The organism is uncultured Acetobacteroides sp. (genome assembly GCF_963667355.2).
Classification (GTDB): domain Bacteria; phylum Bacteroidota; class Bacteroidia; order Bacteroidales; family ZOR0009; genus Acetobacteroides.
On the sequence record NZ_OY763328.2, the window covers coordinates 4,147,502 to 4,166,919 of the forward strand.

Consider the following 19,418-nt stretch of genomic DNA (forward strand, 5'->3'; position numbering starts at 1 on the left):
CGCCAGCCGCTAGCACGTACGAGTGGTAAAACCACCTCAATTCAAATAGTAGTATAATGGATTTGCACAAAAAACATGGCATTAAGCTTTCGCTCTCTGGCTTAATCATCACTCTTGGTATTGTTTATGGCGACATCGGAACTTCGCCGCTGTACACTTTTAAGGCAATTACGGGCGGGCTATCGGTGCTAAAACCGGAGTATATCTACGGAGCGGTTTCGCTGGTGATCTGGACGCTGACCATTCTTACCACCATTAAGTATGTAACCTTTACGCTAAAGGCCGACAACAAGGGCGAAGGTGGTATCTTCTCGCTCTTTGCGCTTATTCGTCGTAGAGTTCCTAAAGCTTACCTGCTGGCGATAATTGGTGGTAGCGCGCTTTTGGCCGATGGTATTATTACCCCCGCCATTACCGTTACAACAGCGGTAGAAGGGCTTAAGGTGGTAGATCCTGTATTGCCGGTTATCCCAATTGTAATCGGGATTATTACGGTCCTGTTCATGATGCAGCAGTTTGGAACAAAGATTCTAGGACGTTCGTTTGGGCCGATCATGCTGGGGTGGTTTCTGATGCTGGCTATTCTTGGAGGTATCCAGGTGATGCATCATCCGGCAATCATTAAATCGTTGAATCCGTACTACGGCTACGTGCTGCTCCGCGACTACCCTGGGGCCATTATTCTGATGGGGGCGGTTTTCCTGGCGACTACGGGAGCCGAGGCGCTCTACTCCGACATGGGTCACGTGGGGGCTAAGAATATTCGCTACTCGTGGATTTTCGTTAAGGTAACGCTTATCCTGAACTACATGGGGCAGGGGGCGTGGGTGCTCGAGCATCCCGATACGTTTAAAAGTGTTCCGAGCATCTTCTACTCGCTAATGCCTAGCTGGTTTATCATCCCCGGCATCATCATATCAACGGCAGCGGCGGTTATTGCCAGCCAAGCGCTTATTAGCGGCTCGTTTACGCTGATTAGCGAGGCGACGTCGCTACGCTTCTGGCCGCGCCAGAGGCTGCGCTATCCGTCAGATATCAAGGGACAGGTGTACGTGCCATCCATCAACTGGATGTTGTGGGCATTCTGCCTGTTTGTGGTGATCTACTTCAAGAGTTCTACCAACATGGAGGCCATGTACGGCTTGGCCATCACCATTACGATGCTATCTACCACTTTCTTGATGTCCATGTGGCTTCGCATTAAGAAGGTCAACCCGGCGTTCATCTTAATCTTCATGGCGGTATTCCTCACCATCGAGGGCACCTTCTTCGTTGCCAACGTCACCAAGTTTGTGCATGGGGGCTGGTTCTCCGTCCTTATGGCGCTCATATTTATCACCGTAATGTACGTGTGGTTCAACGGGCGCAAGATCAAGAACAGCTTCCTGATGTTTGTCAAGATCAAGCCTTACATCTCTTTGCTGCACGATATTTCGTTGGATAAAACCATCCCGAAGTACGCCACGCACCTGGTGTACATCACCAGGGCCAATAATGTGGATGAGATAGAGTCGAAGATTGCCTACTCCATCGTCAACAAGCAGCCCAAGCGGGCGGACGTGTACTGGTTCCTGCACGTGGATATCCTCGACGAGCCCGATACGTTCGAGTACAAGGTGACCACCTTCGATCAGGGAAAGATCTACAAGGTTGACCTGCGCCTGGGCTTTAAGGTGAAGCCCAAGGTGGAGATCTACTTCCGCCAGGTGATCGACGATATGGTGAAGAACAACGAGGTGGACATCATCAGCCGCTACCAGTCGCTCCGCAACCACGACATCATGGGCGACTTTAAGTACGTGTTCATCGATAGGGTGGTGAACAACGATCACGACTTTACCCCCCACCAGAAGTTCGTCATGCAGATCTACAACATGGTGCGCGTGATGAGCATCCCAGACTGGAAGGGGTTGGGCATGGACACCAGCAACGTGTACGTCGACAGGATTCCGCTGAACGTCGACCTGAAGTACAGCCGAATGATGCGGCGCTGCGGTACCGAAGATCGTACCCGAGACGCCGAACGCTAGCAACCGATATAGCAAAGGGGCTGCCCATTTTTGGGCAGCCCCTTTGCGTTGGCTATGGCTGGAAGCCGTGCTGCGCCTCGTCGGGCCTTGGGATCGCTCCGAAGCGTTGATGGACGTATCCGTCGGGGTTCGGAACCGGGTCGGCGGGGTTAGTCATCGTATCCGTTGGGGTTGTGCAACGTATCGAGAGCGGTTCGGAATGTATTCGGCAGGCCTCTGAGGTGGTACAGAACACCTATGCAGGTGGTCGGGAATACCTGTTGGGGTGGTTGCTACCACCTATAGGGGTGGTCGGTTGGACCTCTGAGGTGGTACGGAACACCTATGCAGGTGGTCGGGAATACCTGTAAGGGTGGTCGGAACCACCTATACAGGTGGTCCGTTTAGGTTCAGAACCTAAACAGAGGTGCTGTAGGGCGGTAGCGTGTGTGCAGAGGGGGGGGCGATGGGGCATGAGCTTCCTCGCCGAGAGAACAAAAAAATAGGCTGTCCCTTCTGTTATTGGGACAGCCTACCTAGTATCGTAAGCAGCTTGCTAGATATCCATATTCATTGCCTTGCGAACCTCCGAAAGGGTTTGCGTGGCAACCTCGCGGGCTTGGCTGATACCGTGGCGGAGCACCTCGCGGATGTACTCGGGGTCGGCCTCGAGCTGCTTGCGCCTTTCGCGGTGGGGGCGCAGGTAGTCGTTCAAGCATTCGGTAAGCATCTTCTTGAGCATACCGCCACCGCCTTCGCCAATTCGTTCGGCAATGGTCTCTGGCGCTTCGCCTGTAGAAAGGGAGATAAGGTTAAGCAGGTTGGCCACCTCTGGACGGCGCTCTGGCTCGTAGGTAATCAGGCGCTCGGCATCGGTTTTGGCGCGCTTGATGAGCTGTGCTGTCTCATCTTCGGTTGACGATAGCATGATGGCGTTGTTGCGGCTCTTGCTCATCTTTTGCGAACCATCGAGTCCAAGAATCATGGTAGCCTTGCTCAGCAGCGGCTGAGGTTCGGGGAAGATAATCTGACCACTGGCAAAGCGCTCGTTGAAGCGGCGGGCAATGGTGCGGGTAAGCTCGAGGTGGGGCAGCTGATCTTTCCCTACCGGAACAACATTCCCCTTGCAGAAGAGGATATCTGCAGCTTGGTGAACCGGGTAGGTGTACATCCCGGCGTTGATGCTCTTTTGTCCCGATGCCTGAATCTCCTCCTTTACCGTTGGGTTGCGGTTTAGCTCGGCGTTCGAAACCAGCGTAAGGAAGGGCAGGAGCAGCTGGTTGAGCTCGGGCACGTGGCTGTGGGGGAAGATGATGGTTCTTCCCTTTTCGGGATCTAATCCGGCTGCTAGGTAGTCGATGGTTAGCTCCTTTACGTTTTGCGAAATCTGCTCGAAGGTGTTACGGTCGGTGAGCACCTGGTAGTCGGCAATTACAATATACGTAGGCACGCCGAGCTGCTGTAGGCGAACACGGTTCTGTAGCGAGCCAAATAGGTGCCCGATGTGCAGCTTTCCTGTAGGCCTGTCGCCGGTTAGAACCCGGTAGCTTAAAGGATTTGCCATGATGTCCTTTTCGAGCTTGTTGCTTTTCTCAACGGCCGCTTCGTAGGTGCCGTACTCCATTTTATCGTTATTCTCCATTGCTGGTCGCTATTATTTTTTCAATGAAAGGCTCAAATTTAACAAAAGTAGGGGGCATCAAGAAATAAATCTTCAATCTTCCCGGTATTATTGATCGCCTGTAATTGATGAAACAAACTTTTTTACGGTTGTATCGGCATTATCACCGTTTTTTTGCGCGCGGATAAAGGCGCTGCCGATAATGGCTCCGTTGCAGAAGGTGGTTGCCTCTTCGAATGTCTGCTGGTTGTGCACGCCAAATCCAACCATTAAGGGGTTGTTCAGCTTCATTTCCGATACTCGCCTAAAGTAGCCCATTTGGGCATCAGACATGCTCGATGTGCCACCGGTGGTTGCTGCCGAGCTAACCATGTAGATGAAGCCGTTGGTAAGTTCATCGATCTTTCGGATTCGCTCGTCGGAGGTATCGGCAGTGATGAGCATGTTGAACGATAGGTTGTATCTTTCAAGAATCGGCTTGTAGGTCGATTCGTACTCGTAGGTAGGCAAATCGGGGATAATAAGTCCATCGACACCCGCCTCCGAGGCTTGCTTACAGAAGCGCTCGAATCCGTACAGGTAGGTTGGGTTGAAGTAGCTCATCAGCACGATGGGGATGCTCACCTTTTGGCGAACGTCCTTCAACTGGTTTAGCAGCACCTCAATGCGCATCCCGTTACGAATGGCTATGGTCGACGACTCCTGTATGGTAGGACCATCAGCCATCGGATCGGAGTAGGGAATGCCCAACTCCACCATGTCAACCCCATGCCTCTCGAAGGCTTCAAGGATTGGAATCGTATCGTTAAGGTTCGGGTACCCTGCCGTAAAGTAAACCGACAGGATGCCGCTCTTCTTGTTGGCAAATAAGCGTTGTATTCTATTCATATTGACTTTCTTTTTTAGTATCAAGATTCAAGATAAAAGATTCAAGATATAAAGACTCAAGTATCAAGACTCACGTAACGCGAGGCTTGCACCATCATTGATGATCATTAATCTTGCGTCTTGCATTTCGTGTCTTTAATCTTGTGTCTTGATATTTATATCTTGATCCCTATTTCTTCCCCGAGTTCATCAGGTCGATGTACGTTTGCATATCCTTATCGCCTCTTCCCGAAAGGTTAACCACCACAATGTCGGTTGGCTTCATCTTTAGCTTTGGAAGAAGTGCAAGCGCATGCGAAGATTCAAGTGCGGGGATGATTCCTTCTTCGCGGGTAAGCTCGAAAGCCGCATCTAGCGCCTCCTGATCGGTAATAGGGAGGTAGGTGCCACGCTTAATGCTATGCAGGTGCGCATGCAGTGGACCCACTCCAGGGTAGTCTAACCCTGCCGAAATCGAGTGAGCATCGCATACCTGTCCATCTTCGGTTTGCATCAGGATGGTTCGTGTGCCGTGGATAATCCCATCGGTACCGATGGTTAGCGTAGCGGCAGTCTCGTCGGTTTCGGCACCACAGCCGCCGGCTTCGGCACCGTATAGCGCAACCCTTTCGTCATCGATAAAGTGGTAGAAGGCGCCAACGGCATTGCTGCCGCCTCCAACGCAGGCGATCACGGCATCAGGGTAGCTTCTGCCTTCCTTTTCCTGCAGCTGTTTAGCGATCTCCTCGCTAATAACGGACTGGAACTGGGCAACCATATCGGGGTACGGATGTGGTCCTATTGCCGATCCGATTAGGTAGTGGGTGTCCTCGGTGTGCGAAATCCAGTAGCGAATAGCCTCGTTGCAGGCATCCTTAAGGGTTTTTGTGCCCGATGTTGCTGGTATTACCGTTGCGCCGAGCATCTTCATGCGCATAACGTTAGGATACTGTCGTTGTATGTCTACTTCACCCATGAAAACGGTACACTCCATGCCAAGTAGCGCAGCCACGGTTGCCGATGCCACCCCGTGCTGACCTGCACCTGTTTCCGCAATAATCTTTTTCTTGCCCAAGCGCTTGGCGAGCAGCGCCTGTCCGATCACGTTGTTGAGCTTATGTGAGCCCGTATGGCACAAATCTTCGCGCTTTAGGTAGATTTTATAGCCGTACTTTGCCGAAAGCTTCTTTGCATGGAATAGAGGTGTTGGTCTACCAACGTAATCCTTTAAAAGCGATTGAAAATCTTCGATAAACGAAGGGTCATCTATTATTCGTTGGTAGTTCACCGCTAGCTCCGAAACATTCTTTTGTAGCATCTCAGGGATGTATGCTCCGCCATAGTTACCGTAGTAACCCTCTTTGCTTACCTTCTTCATCATTGGTCGTAGTCTTTTTATTAAGTTGCTCAGCCTCTCTATGTTTTTTACTCCAGGTTCTTCCTCGAACCTGCTGTTTACATCTACACCTACCAGGTACTTGTTGCTGTAGGCGAGTATTCTGTCGATGCTATCTAAATCGATGCCGCCGCTAAGGAGAAATGGCACGTTCAAATGGTAGCTATCAAGTATTTTATGGTCAAACTGTTTTCCTGCTCCACCAAAGTTCTCGGTCTTGGTGTCGAAGAGGAGGTAGGTGCATGAACCTGCATACGCTTCGAGGTTTTCGGGCAGCTGCTTTTCTATGCCAAAAGCCTTAATAACGGGTATGTGCTTGCTCACTGCTTGGCAATAGTCAGGGCTCTCGCTTCCGTGTAGCTGAATGATGTCAAACAGTCCGCTTTCAGCCAGTTGTATTACCTTTTCTAACGGCTCATTTACTACTACCGCAACCTTCTTTATATGCTTAGGAAGTAAATCAGCAATGCTTTTTGCCTGCTCAATGCTCACATATCTTTTCGATTTAGGGTAAAGGATAAAGCCCATCATCGTTGGATTAAGCTTGGCAACCTCAATGGCATTCTCTGCTTGCGTTATGCCGCAAACCTTAAGTTGAAAACTCTTCGTATTCGTTCTTTTTGTGCCCATATTTCAACTTTATCTGCCGGAGTGTTACAGTTCCGAGGCTTTGCCTTTTGCTGCCGTAATTGCGCCTCTTATGGCGTTTGTGAAGTTTAGGCATGCTTCGCCTGGGTCTTGGTCGCGCATAAAGAATTCCCCGATGAGAAATGCGTCAAAACCGATTTGTTTCAGGGTCAGGTAATCTTTTACAGATGTAATTCCGCTTTCTGCAACCTTTACTACATCCATTGGCAGTAGGCTTAGCATGTTAGCAGAATGGTTCAGGTTAACATCAAACGTATTGAGATTACGGTTGTTAATGCCAACAATCTGCGCTGCCGAAGGTAGCTTTATCAGATCCGATTCGCCATGCACCTCAATGAGCGCCTGAAGCCCAATTTCGTGAGCGTAGGCGAGGTATTCGCTCAGCTGTTCCTTTTCAAGAACCTCAGCAATCAGAAGAATAGCATCGGCACCAAGCGCCTTCGATTCTGCAATTTGAAAGATATCTACAACAAAATCTTTACGGATGATTGGAATCGACGTAACGCTTTTGGCATCGGTTAAGTCAACATCCGAGCCATTGAAGTAGCCGATTTCGGTTAGAACAGAGATGGCGCTTGCACCACCTGCCTGATATCCTGCTGTTACATCCTTTACGTTCGCATTCGCATTAATAATTCCTTTGGAGGGCGATCTGCGCTTGAACTCAGCAATTATCCCCAATTTATCAGGATTCAAGAGGTGCTCTTTAAACGACAAGCTCTTTCTCGTAAAGTTGGGCATTAACTCCAATTCGAGCATAGACACAGCGCGTTTGCGTTGGGATACCTCCTGCTGCTTGTTGGCTACTATTTCGTTAAGTATGCTCATTTTACTGAATGCTAATCAATTTATTGAATGTGCTTAATGCTTTCCCGGAAACAAGAACCTCTCTAGCAATTTCAACGCTTTCCGAGAGGGTTTTGTTAGAGTGGTAGCAGCTAATAGCTATAGCAGAATTGGCAATAACCACATCATTCTGTGCTTTGCTTCCCTTGCCGCTAAGGACATCCATAAATATCTTGGCAGATTCTTCGATGGTCGCACCTCCAGTAATATCGTTTGCCGCTAAGGGGCTAAAGCCATAATTATTGAAGTTGATAAGCGTTTCGCCTTGCTGGCTAAAGTGCTTAATTGGCGATGTTAACGACACCTCATCGTAACCATCCAGCGAAAACACTACCGCAAACTGCTTGCATTGAGACTGGAGAAAATATGAGTATATTCTTCCAACCTCGGCGTTGTATACACCGCTAAGCTGGTACTGTGGGGCGGCAGGATTTACAAGTGGTCCCAACAGGTTAAAGAAGGTTTTAATGCCCAGCTGCCTGCGGGTTGGACCAATAGCCTTTAGTGCCGGATGAAAAAGAGGCGCGTGCATGAAGCAAACTCCCGCTTTTTCCATCTCATTCTTAAGTTTCGCTTCATCGTTAGAAAATTTGTAGCCAAGTTGCTCCATCACATTCGATGAGCCACTAATAGAGGAAACCCCATAATTCCCATGCTTTGCCACTGGTATGCCGGCGCCTGCAACCACAAACGACGAAAGGGTGGATATGTTAAAGGTGTTCTTGCCATCGCCACCAGTTCCGCAAAGGTCTATTACGTTGCCATCGTTTAGATTAACTCGTAAAGCCAGCTCCATCAGGGCGCTTCTAAAACCTTGAAGTTCCTCTACGGTAATGTTTCGCATGACATATGCGGTAAGCACTGCCGCCATCTGCGACTCGTTGGCTTCGTTGTGGGCAATTTTCAGCATCAGCTCCTTCGATTCTTCAAAGGTTAGCTTTTGGTGCTCTATGAGTTTTGTAAGTAGTCTTTTCATTGAGTTGTCGATTTGTGATTGATTAGAGTTTTGAATGATCTAAAATCTGTCTAACCAATTTTTTATCATCTCAAATCCTTGTGGCGTTAGCACCGATTCGGGGTGAAACTGTACTCCGCAAACATCAAATTCCTTGTGGCTAAGCGCCATTATTTCTCCGTCTTCATCTTCAGCCTCGATGGTAAGGCAGGCAGGAAGCGTTTCTTTCGAAACTACCCAAGAGTGGTATCTTCCTACATCTATTTTTTGTGGCAATCCATTAAAAATATAGTGATTAGGATTGCTTATATTAATTGCAGATGCAACTCCATGAAAAACCGTATCGAGGTTGTTGAGCGTTCCTCCAAATGCTTCAGCAATTGCCTGCTGACCAAGACAAACTCCAAAGATTCTTTTTGTGCTGTAGTATCTTTTGATTAGAGGAAGTAGCAAACCTGCTTCTTCTGGAATTCCTGGTCCTGGCGATAGGATAATTCCATCATATTTTTCAACATCATCCAAGGCTATTTCATCGTTTCTAAAGACATCTACATTATGACCGCCGACCTTGCGTACGTAGTGAACCAAGTTGTATGTAAAAGAATCGTAGTTGTCGAATACAAGGATATTTGCCATTGCTATTTGTTTATGTAGTTAGATACTAGTCCAAGCGCCGAACGAAGTGCATTCAGCTTATTATTTACCTCCTGTAGTTCTCCCTCTTCGGTGGAGTTAATAACAACTCCTGCTCCAGCTTGATAGGTTAGGACTCCGTTTTTGCTGAAAAAGGAACGAATGGTGATAGCATGGTTTAATGAGCCATCTAAACCAATATAGCCGATTCCTCCACCGTAGTAGCCGCGTTGTGTTGGTTCCATAGCCACGATCAGCTCGATTGCCTTATGCTTTGGAGCGCCGCTTAGTGTCCCAGCAGGAAAAGTATCTGCAAAAAGCGTAAAAGGAGTGGAGCCCTTGTGGATATCGCCTGTTACGGTTGATACTAGGTGGATTACGTGCGAGAATGTTTGTATTTCCTTGTAGATTTCCACCTTCACGTTGTCGCAGCTGCGGCTAAGGTCGTTGCGGGCTAAATCTACCAGCATAACGTGCTCAGAGTTCTCCTTTGGATTGTTGATAAGCTCGTTGGCTAGCCTAAAATCGGTTAGCGCATCACCTGTACGTTTTACAGTTCCTGCAATAGGGTTGATGGTTGCCTTGCCCTCGCTAACCTTTAGTTGCGCTTCTGGCGATGAACCGAATATCTTGTAGCCTATGTAATCGAAGTAGAATAGGTAAGGGGATGGGTTTACCGAACGAAGTGCGCGGTACACGTTAAACTCATCGCCTTTAAACTGCTGATGGTATGGTTTTGAAACTACCAGTTGGAAAACATCGCCGCGCTGGCAATGCTCTTTAACTTTTGCAACCATTGCTTTGAAATCTGCATCCTTCAGAGGATTTAGTTCGTTCCCTTCTATGCTAAATGGATATGAGCCAAAGTTGCGATTGTTTAGTTGTGCCTGAATACTCTCGGTTAACGATAGCGGCGAATCCTCATTGTAAAACTCGGTGATTGCAAGTGTTTCGTTGAAGTGGTTAAATGAGATAACCACCTTGAAAAGATCGTAGCGAAGGAATGGTATTTCTCGATTCTGCGAAACCTTATTTACTATTTCATCTGGGTATTTATCAAAAATAACAGCGCTATCGAAGGATGTAAAGCCAAATAGTCCGTCAACGCCGAAGTCGTTTTCTTGATGGTTGACAACCTCAATATTGCTGATAAATGCATTTATCTGTTCCACAAGGTTTGCAGATGCTGCTAGCGTCTTCTCTCCGTTGGGATAGTAGGTTGAAACACCTGCTTCATTTGCCTCTATCCCTAGTATTGGATTTAGGCAGATATGAGAAAAGGCGTTTTGCTGCGAGCTGTAGTCTGTACACTCGAGTAGTAATGCACCAGGGTACATGTCGCGCATCTTAAGGTAAACACCAACAGGGGTAATGGTGTCTGCTGGACGCTTTACAACTTTCTTACTAAGACTGTATTTTGTTTTCATATGCGAATAAAGTTCGGTGTTGGATAATGCAAAAAGGGGCTCGCTTGTGTTAAGCGAGCCCCTTTAATATTTTGGTCTTACAATTTCTCAATTAGGCATAACGGCTTAACACAACAATTTTTTGCTGCGCCACCACCATGCTTGAGAAAGTTGTAAACTGCGATTCATTTTAATTTCTGTTTTTTGTGTTTGCAAGTATAAAGATGATTTGCAGAAAGTACAAACTTATTGCTTCTTAATATTTGCTAAAAATAAATTTAAAGATATTCATAAGATTGAAGTTCAATCTATAAAGCACCCTTATAGTTTGTCGATTAATTCTAGATCAGTGTAAGGATTCTCGTAGTAAAAGTTGTTGGTAATGGAGAGTATGTTTTTTATAAGCAGAATCTCGTTCTTGGGACGAGGATCATTCGGGTCTATTTCTATGGCTTGGTTGAACGAATTAATCGCTGGTCCATATTGACTCATCTTCTGTAGAATTCGTCCCTGATAGAGGAATAGATCAAACGATATGATGCCCTCTTTTTTTGCTACTTCTATTTCTGATAAAGCTTCGCTGTACTTATGCTGATCGAACAACACTATTGCTTGACTAACTCTGTTCATATGCGGCTTATTAACTACGACAAATGTAGAAGATTATTAATGGATCCCAAGAAGGGTGGCTATTTTTAAGTTGATGAAAATAAAAAAGCCCATCAAATCTGATGGGCTTGTGATCCAGCTGGGGCTCGAACCCAGGACCCCATCCTTAAAAGGGATGTGCTCTACCTGCTGAGCTACTGAATCTCCGAATAATGCTTTTAACCTTGTGATCCAGCTGGGGCTCGAACCCAGGACCCCATCCTTAAAAGGGATGTGCTCTACCTGCTGAGCTACTGAATCTCCGAATAATGCTTTTAACCTTGTGATCCAGCTGGGGCTCGAACCCAGGACCCCATCCTTAAAAGGGATGTGCTCTACCTGCTGAGCTACTGAATCTCTGTTCAAATGCGGTGCAAAGGTATGTCTTTTTTTGATTTGGACAACTCCTATGTCGGTTTTTTAGTTACTTTTGAAACTTTGCAACCCAGTAAAATTGGGACTTTGAGCCCTATTTGACTGGCTATGAGAAATAAGATAATAATGGGTAAAAATCATTTTTTGGGGAAAGTCGTACTCATTACGGGGGCTTCTTCTGGAATAGGTAAAGCATGTGCGTTCGAATTTGCCAAACGTGGAGCTAAGGTTGTTTTAGGTGCTCGTAATACTAATGAGTTATCTGCAATTGTTGAATTAATCTCTAAAGATGGAGGTGTTGCTGTTGGCTGTCATCTTGATGTAACCAACCAAGAGTCGTGCAAAGGTTTTGTAGAATACGCGTTGTCTACCTATGGCAATATTGATGTTCTGATTAACAATGCGGGAATTTCTATGCGTGCTATTTTTGAAGATCTTGACCTAAATGTAATACGTAGGTTGATGGATGTAAATTTTTGGGGTACTGTTTATTGTACAAAGTATGCACTTCCTGCGTTACTCCAATCGAAAGGTAGTGTTGTAGGCGTTAGCTCAATCGCTGGTTTTATGGGATTGCCTGGACGAACAGGGTACTCCTCGTCAAAGTTTGCGATGAATGGTTTTTTGGAAACGTTGCGCGTTGAAACCTTAAAGCAGGGCTTGCATGTAATGGTAGTCGCTCCTGGGTTTACTGCTTCAAATGTCCGTTTAAACGCACTGAATCAAGATGGTCAAAAACAGGGAGAAACACCCCGCGAAGAATCTAAAATGATGACTTCTGAAGAGGTTGCCCGTAGAATCGCCAATGGGATTGAACGCAAAAAACGTACGCTGGTTATGACGCTTGTGGGTAAGGTTACAGTATTTTTAAGTAAGATTGCTCCTGCACTTCTTGATAAGTTAGCCTTTAACGAGATGGCTAAAGAGCCAAATACCCCTTTAAAAAGGTAGGGAAAGGCTAATATAGCGTATTCTTATAAAGAGGGTGTTCAAACATGATTTGATGCCCTCTTTTGTGTTTTGTTAGTGTATAAATATTGGAACTACAGACAAATAAACTTGTCTTTTGAACAATTATTTTATTAGGCTCTCGGCAGTTGTAACTGCATAATATTGGCAAAATATGAATATTTGCGCACTATCAATTGTGAGTATAAACTGAATTGGCTATTTTTAAAAAAGCAAATACTAGTAATGGAGAATATCTTTCACTACATACTTCAAATAAATCTCAGCTACCTTTTACAAGGTTTGTATGTATTTACCATATTCTTTGTGGTTGCTCTTGTTGTTCACGAAAAGAGAGATCCTGTAAAAACCATGTCATGGGTATTGGTGATTATTCTTTTACCTCTGATAGGTATATTCATTTATTTCGTATTTGGTCAAAACTACCGTAAACAAAAACTTTTTAGCCGTAAGGGGTTGAAAGATATGGCTATTCTTGACGAACTTATGCAAGAGCAGCTAGCAAACTTCTCCAATCGAAAGCTTGGTCGTAATGTAAACGAGCAATTCCGTCCAATAATTAGCCTTTTACTCAACAACAGCAAATCGCTTTACACCGAGAATAATAGCGTACGACCGCTCAATAATGGAACTGAAACTTTTGCTGCAATTATTGACGAAATTTCTAAGGCTGAAAGCTTCATTCATCTTGAATACTACATTTTCTCCGATGATAGGATTGGAACACAAATCCAAGAGATTCTAATTGAAAGAGCAAAAAAAGGCGTAGAGGTTCGCCTTATTTACGATGATGTTGGCAGCTGGTCTTTAAAAAGTTCGTTTGTTCAAAGAATGCGAGATACGGGAATTGAGGTTTACCCTTTTATGAAGGTTAGCTTCCCTTGGTTTACCCGAAAGGTGAATTTTAGGAATCATCGTAAAATTGTTGTTGTAGATGGTCGAGTAGGCTTTGTTGGTGGTATTAATGTTGCCGACAGGTATATAGAGGGTGATCCAAATTTAGGTGTTTGGCGCGATACTCATTTGATGATTGAAGGAGATGCAGTTCATTTGTTAGGTATTGTTTTCCAAATGGATTGGTACTTTGTAAGCGGGAAAACGTTTAAGGATGGAGAAAAATACCTACCTCCTTTGCGTAATATCGGAGGTACCCCCGTTCAAATATGTAGTGCTGGACCCGATTCTGATTGGGCTAGCATCATGCAGGCATACTTTTCTGCGATAACTAAAGCAAAAGAGCATATCTACATCTCAACACCGTATTTTATGCCAAACGAGAGCATCTTAACGGCAATTAAAACCGCGGCATTAAGTGGTGTAGATGTACGAGTTATGATTCCTCACAAGTCGGATTCTACGATTGTTTACTGGAGCACTCTTTCGTATCTAACTGAAATGTTGGAGGCAGGGGTTAAATTTTACCTCTACGAAAAGGGCTTTAACCATTCTAAAATCATTATGGTTGACAGTTATTTTGCGAGTATTGGCACTGCCAATATGGATATACGCTCGTTTGAGGACAACTTTGAGGTTTCTGCTTTTATATACGATAATGGTTTTGCGAAGGAGCTGGAAACTCAATTCCATAAAGATTTGCTAGATTGCAAGCTTGTTACGCTACACACTTGGGAACGACGCCCATTTATCAATGGATTAAAGGAGTCGGTAGCTAGGCTGTTTAGTCCGTTGTTATAGTAAGTTTTATCAATTAATTTTGAATACTATGAGAAAGTTTTTACTAATTGCCGCTTTGGTGGCTTTTGCAGGTGCTGCGAGTGCCCAATTTCTAACTTTTGGATTGAAGGGCGGTATTAATACCACAACAGATGTCTTTAGGAACGTTAGGTTATCTAATGATAATGGTAAAACAGGATACGATATCATCAATAATAAGGCAAAGGTAGGCTTCTTGGCAGGAGCATATGCTCGTGTAAGCGTTTTGGGCTTTTTCGTTCAGCCAGAACTCTACTACGCTCAATCGAGCACCGAGATAACGTTGCAAGAAATTGGGTCAACAAATGTTAGCACAGAGGTAAATAAGCTGAATACGCTCAACATCCCAGTTCTCTTTGGAACTAAGTTTGGTCCGTTTCGCGTAAATGCGGGTCCTGTTGCCACTATAATTCTTAGCAATACCAACATTGTTGATAACGTTAGTGGTTTGGATCAGGATATGGACAAGGCAAACTGGGGCCTACAGGCAGGCGTTGGTGTTGATATCCTTAAGATTTCGTTGGATGCTCGCTACGAAACGAGTATTAGCAAGTTAGGCTCTGCTTACAACACTGCTTCGGGAAGTAAGGTGAATTTTGGAAGCCGTCCTCAGCAGTTTATCTTTACGCTTGGCTGGAAGCTTTTCTAGTTTACAATCACTTAAGAAAACAAAATGGCGTTTCAGATTGAAACGCCATTTTTTATGCAGTTGCTGGAAGGTTAAAAGAACATCTTACCGCTCTTAGGGGCTTGAGGTGATTTTTTGCTGGTAAACTTAGCCTTCCTTTTGTCGTTTCTTTTGCTAGGTCCACCAAGGTTAACCTTTTTATTCTTTTCCTTCTTCTCGTGGAAATTCCCCTTCGAATTCTTTATGGATGGTGCCTTCAGGTAGTTTTTATCGTACAGGGGCGCTTGCTTTTCATCCTCCGTAAGTACCGTCGATATCTTTAGGTCTTCGGGAAGAGTGGCTGGTGGTATAGGGCGCTTCATGAGGTGTTCTATAGCCATTAGCAATTCCTCGTCGTCCTTTACAACTAGGTTGATGGCAACACCAGTTTTATCGGCACGTCCTGTTCGACCAATGCGGTGGATGTAATCTGGTGCCTCCATTGGCGTATCGAAGTTGATGACGTGCGATACGTCCGATATGTCCAAACCACGCGAGATAATATCGGTTGCAATTAAAGCCCTCGATTCGCCATTTTGGAAACGATTTAGCGCATTTACGCGGGTGTTTGGCGCCTTGTTGGAGTGGATAACCCCAATCATTCCAGGATGCTTTTCGCTGAGATGCTCGTGGAGCCGATCTGCAATGCGCTTGTTGCGCACAAATATTAGCACTCGCCTCATATCCTCGTCATTGGCAAGGAGGTACTCCACCATATTTATCTTGGTGTTGTAGTTGGGAACAAAGTAGGTGCGCTGGTCTATGCTATCGAGCGGTGTTCCGTGAGGGGCTTCTTCAATGCGTTCGGGCTTATTGAAGTATAAATCGATAAGCGCCTCGACATCGGCAGTTAGCGTAGCCGAGAACATTAGATTTTGGCGCTTTTCGGGAAGTAAATCCAAAATGCTCATTAGCTGTGGTCTGAAGCCCATGTTAAGCATTTCGTCAACTTCGTCGATAACCAACTTTTGTACTGACTTGAAGCGGAGCACCCCGGTAAGGGCTAGGTCGTATAGGCGACCAGGCGTTGCAACAAGTATGTCCAAGCCATTGTGTATTACCTGTCTTTGGGTGTTAATATTGGTACCGCCATATACTCCTGCAATTCTTACGGTCATGTAGGAGGTTAGCGATTCGATCTCCTTTATAACTTGAAGAACCAACTCTCTGGTTGGTACTATGATGATTATTCGTGGCTGCTTTTGATCAGAGTAGCCTAGCTGACGTAGGATTGGAATTAGGTAGGCAAATGTTTTTCCTGTTCCTGTTTGGGCTATGCCGATTACATCGCGCCCCGACATCGCGACGGGGAATGTGCTTTGTTGAATGGGGGTTGGATAGATGTATCCGAGCTCCTCTAGGGCGTTTTTTAACGGAGCATTTAAGTTAAACTCGTCGAATGTCACTTTGGTAAGTTCTTGTTTGGGCGGCAAAGGTAACTCTAATAAGCAAATGAAACTAGCATTAACTTATTAGAATGGATCTGAAACCATTAACATGTGTTATTAGTTTTCCCCTTAATGCTGCTTTATTCCTTCTGCCAAAAAGAGCAGCATGTTTGCCTGCTGTAATCGAATAGGGTTATGCGCGGAATAAATCCTGTACTATGGGCTAGGCTCTCTATCTCTTTTGGGGCGTATCGCTGAACGGATTCAATGGAAATGCATTCCCACATCTTAAAACTAATGGTTTCGTCGGCAATTGCCAAATATACATTTTGCCTTTTAGTACTTACCAAGCAGGTTTGTTGTTCGCCTGTTTGAGGGTTGTAATGGGGGTAGTAGATAAAGCTAGCTTCGTCAAAATTCCCTTGAAGCATCTCGTTTAGGGTGCTTATTAATGCTTTCTTCGGTGCATTATCTGGTGTGCTTTTCGAGAGAATACGAGGGTCGGCTTTAAGCTCAAAGTCGATTTGAACCCAATCTCCATAATTTAATGTGCTGCTAACTTGCTCTATCCGCTGCTTCTTTTCTTCTCTGCCCTCTTTGGTTACAAGGTCGCTTAGCACTACAAGTATTGGGGTACTCTCAGATGCTAGGTCGGCAAGTATATCAAGGTAATTGCCGGCTAGTGGAAATACATTTATTGATGGGAACTGCTGCCAAAGTTCTGTTATATAGTATTCGAGATAGCGTTTGGAGTTGGAAATAGGTATAAATTCAAACTGGATATTGCTCTCCCATAGAATCTCGATTATCGATTTTGTCTTTTGGCTGCTGCTATCGTTACCAACTTCGACTAGCCTGATTTTTTCTTTATCGGAAAAGATGTTTTGAATTGTCTCCTTATTGCTTTTTATGAGCTTACTTCTTCGCAGAATACGATTGTTTAGAAAAGCGGCTTTGGTTGAAGAACTGCTTGTAAAATCAGAGCTACTATAAAAATGGCAGATGTCTAAGTGCTTTGGCGTACGTCGTAACCCTTCGAGAATTTCTTTTATGGTCTCATTTGTCGATTTATCCAAAATTTGAGGAACAAGCTTATTGTTGCCGAGTTGACCTTCAAAATCGTACATTATCAACGTATTATTGGTTGTAAATAATACTACACCTTTGGTCTCTGTATGTACAACATGCAGTTTGCGCGATATGTTATTTTAATGCACTAAAAGTGTGTTATTTCTATCTGTCACGGTTGCGTTTTAAACCTTTACATTACATATTTTCTGCTACCTTTGCCCGGTGTAAGCTACAATGGTGGAGCATCTAACAAAAAGGTATAAGACGTGGAAGTATTCGTAAACGAAAAACCGATAGAGATTGATCGTGAGGTTGTAAAAATAAGCGATCTCCTAGGGTTGCTGCATGTAAAAAGGATTCCGGGAATGACCATCTCGGTTAACGGTAAGCCCATTCGCCAGACGCTCTGGATTAAGTTCCCGATTCTGGAAGGCGATAAGCTGGTTTACCATAAGCCTGAAGAAACCGAATAAAAAAAGTCCTAGCAAATCGCTAGGACTTTTTTTTATCTGAGGGTTTATCGTCTCTCTTTAAGTCTTTCTTTACTGGAATGCGCTTGAGCTTGGGCTTCGATGCTGCTGGTGCGTCATCCTTGGGCTCCTTTTGCTCTATCGGGCCTCGTAGATGGATTACTAGCCCATTTAGAAAGTTGCGAAGCACCTGATCGCCGCACTCTTTGTAGTTGGGATGGTCCGTCTTGCGGAAGAATGCCCCCAACTCGGTAGTGGTGATGCGGAAATCGACCAGCTTCAGTATTTCAACAATCTCATCGTCGCGGAGCTTGAGCGCTACCCGCAGCTTCTTTAGTATGTCGTTATTATCCATTGTTCGCTAATTTTCTGCAAATATACTCTTTATTTATAAAGCGAAGTGGGCGAGATGGTGGGCAGCAAGCTTGCTTTTATGTTTTCACTTAGGGGCTGCTGAAATGCCAGCCGTATTTACCCCCAACCCCCTAAAGGGGGCTACGGCGCAGCACGTATCGTAACCATAGGCCGAATAGGAGTTCGAGATATTCCATGATGGTTGAGCTGCCGCAAAGTCCCCTTTAGGGGATTTAGGGGTGAATGCAGCACCTAGAACATCCTAAAAGCAAAATCCCTGAATTCCTGCGCTTCTTCGGAACATCTTTACCCCAAACTCTCTACCTTTGGGTCAATAAAATCTAGCTAACCAATGAAAAAACAACGTATAGGGTGGATTGGTCTGGGCAATATGGGAACGCCCATGGCGCTAAATCTGCTAAAAGCAGGATTCGAGGCCACCGTTTACAACCGTACAGAAAGCAAGGCTCTGCCGCTTGTAGAGAAGGGGGCAGCGCTTGCAACCTCCATTCAGGAGCTGGTGGACGGCTCCGATATCATCATCACTATGGTTTCCGACGATGCTGCCGTTAAGGCGGTGTTCGAAGCTCCTGGTGGGATTCTTAGCTGCAGCGGCTTAAGCGGTAAGCTGGCCATCGATATGAGCACCGTATCGCCTGATACCACTAAGTATCTTGCAGGGAAGGCCTCTGAGCTGGGCTTGGCATACCTCGATGCTCCCGTTTCGGGCAGCGTAAAGCCTGCCCAGGATGGGCAGCTGGTGATTCTGGTAGGTGGCGAAAAGGCGCATTATGAGCTGGCAAAACCCATCTTCGATTGCTTGGGCAAAATGGCGATACACCTTGGCGCCAGTGGCGCAGGGAATAGCGCTAAGCTGGCCATTAACCTGATGCTGGCCTTCTACTTTGAGGGAATGGCCGAGATGGTGCTCTTTGCCAACCAAAAGGGCATTGCCACTGCTGATATGATGGCCATCCTTAACGAGGGCGCCATGGGATGCGGCATCAGCAAGATAAAGACAGCTAACTTGGTGAATAACGACTTTACCGCTGCATTTGCCCTCAAGCATTTGGCGAAGGACTTGAGGCTGGCAAAGGAGCAGGGGCTCTCCACCAACGTGGGGCTACAGATCGAGGAGAACTACCGAAATGCAAGCACCTCTGGGTTGGGCGATTTAGACTCGGCTGCTATTGTTGAATTCCTCGCCAAGCAGGGGCGCTAGGAATCCTTACGCGAAAAAAAAACAGAAAAGCGGAGCTTGGCGGCTCCGCTTTTCTTGTTTTTCGGGTGGTTTTGGCCGAAATGATTGGTGAAAAAACAGCACTTATTAGGTAAAATTATATTGTTTTGTTTGTGTGTTAAAAAATAATTGCATTTTCGAG

General features: G+C 45.6%; 17 protein-coding genes, 3 tRNA genes and 1 pseudogene. 6 read left to right on the forward strand and 15 right to left on the reverse strand.

Features of this window, described 5'->3' with window-relative positions:
- The first annotated feature begins 56 nt into the window (after nucleotides 1–56).
- Nucleotides 57–2,030, forward strand: coding sequence for a KUP/HAK/KT family potassium transporter (locus ACHZA1_RS17085; protein WP_320053075.1), 1,974 nt, complete (start codon nucleotides 57–59; stop codon nucleotides 2,028–2,030).
- A gap of 535 nt (nucleotides 2,031–2,565) precedes the next feature.
- Here ACHZA1_RS17085 and trpS read toward each other — a convergent pair.
- The 12 genes and pseudogenes from trpS to ACHZA1_RS17145 form a co-directional block, all read right to left on the reverse strand.
- Nucleotides 2,566–3,651, reverse strand: a complete 1,086-nt coding sequence (gene trpS / locus ACHZA1_RS17090; protein WP_320053076.1) for a tryptophan--tRNA ligase — start codon at nucleotides 3,649–3,651, stop codon at nucleotides 2,566–2,568.
- Nucleotides 3,652–3,738: 87 nt separating this feature from the next.
- Nucleotides 3,739–4,518: a tryptophan synthase subunit alpha gene (gene trpA, locus ACHZA1_RS17095; protein WP_320053077.1), complete on the reverse strand. Its 780-nt coding sequence runs from the start codon at nucleotides 4,516–4,518 to the stop codon at nucleotides 3,739–3,741.
- A 169-nt stretch (nucleotides 4,519–4,687) separates the two neighbouring features.
- Nucleotides 4,688–5,875 carry a tryptophan synthase subunit beta gene (gene trpB / locus ACHZA1_RS17100; RefSeq protein ID WP_320054928.1) on the reverse strand — a complete coding sequence of 396 codons (1,188 nt, stop codon included), beginning with the start codon at nucleotides 5,873–5,875 and terminating at the stop codon, nucleotides 4,688–4,690.
- Between the two features lie 75 nt (nucleotides 5,876–5,950).
- A pseudogene (locus tag ACHZA1_RS17105) lies at nucleotides 5,951–6,523 on the reverse strand (phosphoribosylanthranilate isomerase); the annotation flags it as partial.
- Between the two features lie 24 nt (nucleotides 6,524–6,547).
- Entirely contained in the window at nucleotides 6,548–7,369 is an 822-nt protein-coding gene (trpC, locus tag ACHZA1_RS17110; RefSeq protein ID WP_320053078.1) for an indole-3-glycerol phosphate synthase TrpC, read from the reverse strand.
- Nucleotide 7,370: 1 nt separating this feature from the next.
- Nucleotides 7,371–8,363 carry an anthranilate phosphoribosyltransferase gene (gene trpD, locus ACHZA1_RS17115; RefSeq protein ID WP_320053079.1) on the reverse strand — a complete coding sequence of 331 codons (993 nt, stop codon included), beginning with the start codon at nucleotides 8,361–8,363 and terminating at the stop codon, nucleotides 7,371–7,373.
- Between the two features lie 39 nt (nucleotides 8,364–8,402).
- Nucleotides 8,403–8,978 carry an aminodeoxychorismate/anthranilate synthase component II gene (locus ACHZA1_RS17120; RefSeq protein ID WP_320053080.1) on the reverse strand — a complete coding sequence of 192 codons (576 nt, stop codon included), beginning with the start codon at nucleotides 8,976–8,978 and terminating at the stop codon, nucleotides 8,403–8,405.
- 2 nt (nucleotides 8,979–8,980) lie between these two features.
- Nucleotides 8,981–10,402 carry an anthranilate synthase component I family protein gene (locus ACHZA1_RS17125; RefSeq protein WP_320053081.1) on the reverse strand — a complete coding sequence of 474 codons (1,422 nt, stop codon included), beginning with the start codon at nucleotides 10,400–10,402 and terminating at the stop codon, nucleotides 8,981–8,983.
- A gap of 300 nt (nucleotides 10,403–10,702) precedes the next feature.
- A complete protein-coding gene (locus ACHZA1_RS17130; RefSeq protein WP_320053082.1) occupies nucleotides 10,703–11,011 on the reverse strand; it encodes a tetratricopeptide repeat protein in 309 nt (102 codons plus the stop codon).
- Nucleotides 11,012–11,121: 110 nt separating this feature from the next.
- Nucleotides 11,122–11,194: transfer RNA gene (locus ACHZA1_RS17135), tRNA-Lys, on the reverse strand.
- 23 nt (nucleotides 11,195–11,217) lie between these two features.
- A tRNA-Lys gene (locus tag ACHZA1_RS17140) sits at nucleotides 11,218–11,290 on the reverse strand.
- 23 nt (nucleotides 11,291–11,313) lie between these two features.
- Nucleotides 11,314–11,386 (reverse strand) — tRNA-Lys (locus ACHZA1_RS17145).
- A 126-nt stretch (nucleotides 11,387–11,512) separates the two neighbouring features.
- Between ACHZA1_RS17145 and ACHZA1_RS17150 the strand changes: the two genes are divergently transcribed.
- From ACHZA1_RS17150 to ACHZA1_RS17160, 3 genes are all read left to right on the forward strand, one after another.
- Nucleotides 11,513–12,355 (forward strand): SDR family oxidoreductase, encoded by an 843-nt coding sequence (locus ACHZA1_RS17150; RefSeq protein ID WP_320053083.1) that lies wholly within the window; start codon nucleotides 11,513–11,515, stop codon nucleotides 12,353–12,355.
- 243 nt (nucleotides 12,356–12,598) lie between these two features.
- Entirely contained in the window at nucleotides 12,599–14,068 is a 1,470-nt protein-coding gene (gene cls / locus ACHZA1_RS17155) for a cardiolipin synthase (protein WP_320053084.1), read from the forward strand.
- A 28-nt stretch (nucleotides 14,069–14,096) separates the two neighbouring features.
- A complete protein-coding gene (locus ACHZA1_RS17160; protein WP_320053085.1) occupies nucleotides 14,097–14,735 on the forward strand; it encodes a porin family protein in 639 nt (212 codons plus the stop codon).
- A gap of 71 nt (nucleotides 14,736–14,806) precedes the next feature.
- Here the strand turns inward: ACHZA1_RS17160 and ACHZA1_RS17165 are convergent, their stop codons facing one another.
- Entirely contained in the window at nucleotides 14,807–16,159 is a 1,353-nt protein-coding gene (locus tag ACHZA1_RS17165; RefSeq protein ID WP_320053086.1) for a DEAD/DEAH box helicase, read from the reverse strand.
- A gap of 122 nt (nucleotides 16,160–16,281) precedes the next feature.
- Nucleotides 16,282–17,268, reverse strand: coding sequence for an L-histidine N(alpha)-methyltransferase (locus ACHZA1_RS17170; protein WP_320053087.1), 987 nt, complete (start codon nucleotides 17,266–17,268; stop codon nucleotides 16,282–16,284).
- Nucleotides 17,269–17,478: 210 nt separating this feature from the next.
- On the opposite strand from ACHZA1_RS17170, the gene ACHZA1_RS17175 reads away from it, so the two are divergent.
- The gene (locus tag ACHZA1_RS17175; RefSeq protein ID WP_320053088.1) at nucleotides 17,479–17,685 is read left to right on the forward strand and encodes a hypothetical protein; all 207 of its coding nucleotides are present in this window, start codon (nucleotides 17,479–17,481) and stop codon (nucleotides 17,683–17,685) included.
- A gap of 19 nt (nucleotides 17,686–17,704) precedes the next feature.
- Here ACHZA1_RS17175 and ACHZA1_RS17180 read toward each other — a convergent pair whose 3' ends face one another.
- Entirely contained in the window at nucleotides 17,705–18,037 is a 333-nt protein-coding gene (locus ACHZA1_RS17180) for a DUF1456 family protein (RefSeq protein WP_320053089.1), read from the reverse strand.
- Nucleotides 18,038–18,388: 351 nt separating this feature from the next.
- Between ACHZA1_RS17180 and ACHZA1_RS17185 the strand changes: the two genes are divergently transcribed.
- Nucleotides 18,389–19,258, forward strand: a complete 870-nt coding sequence (locus ACHZA1_RS17185; protein ID WP_320053090.1) for an NAD(P)-dependent oxidoreductase — start codon at nucleotides 18,389–18,391, stop codon at nucleotides 19,256–19,258.
- Nucleotides 19,259–19,418 lie beyond the last annotated feature (160 nt).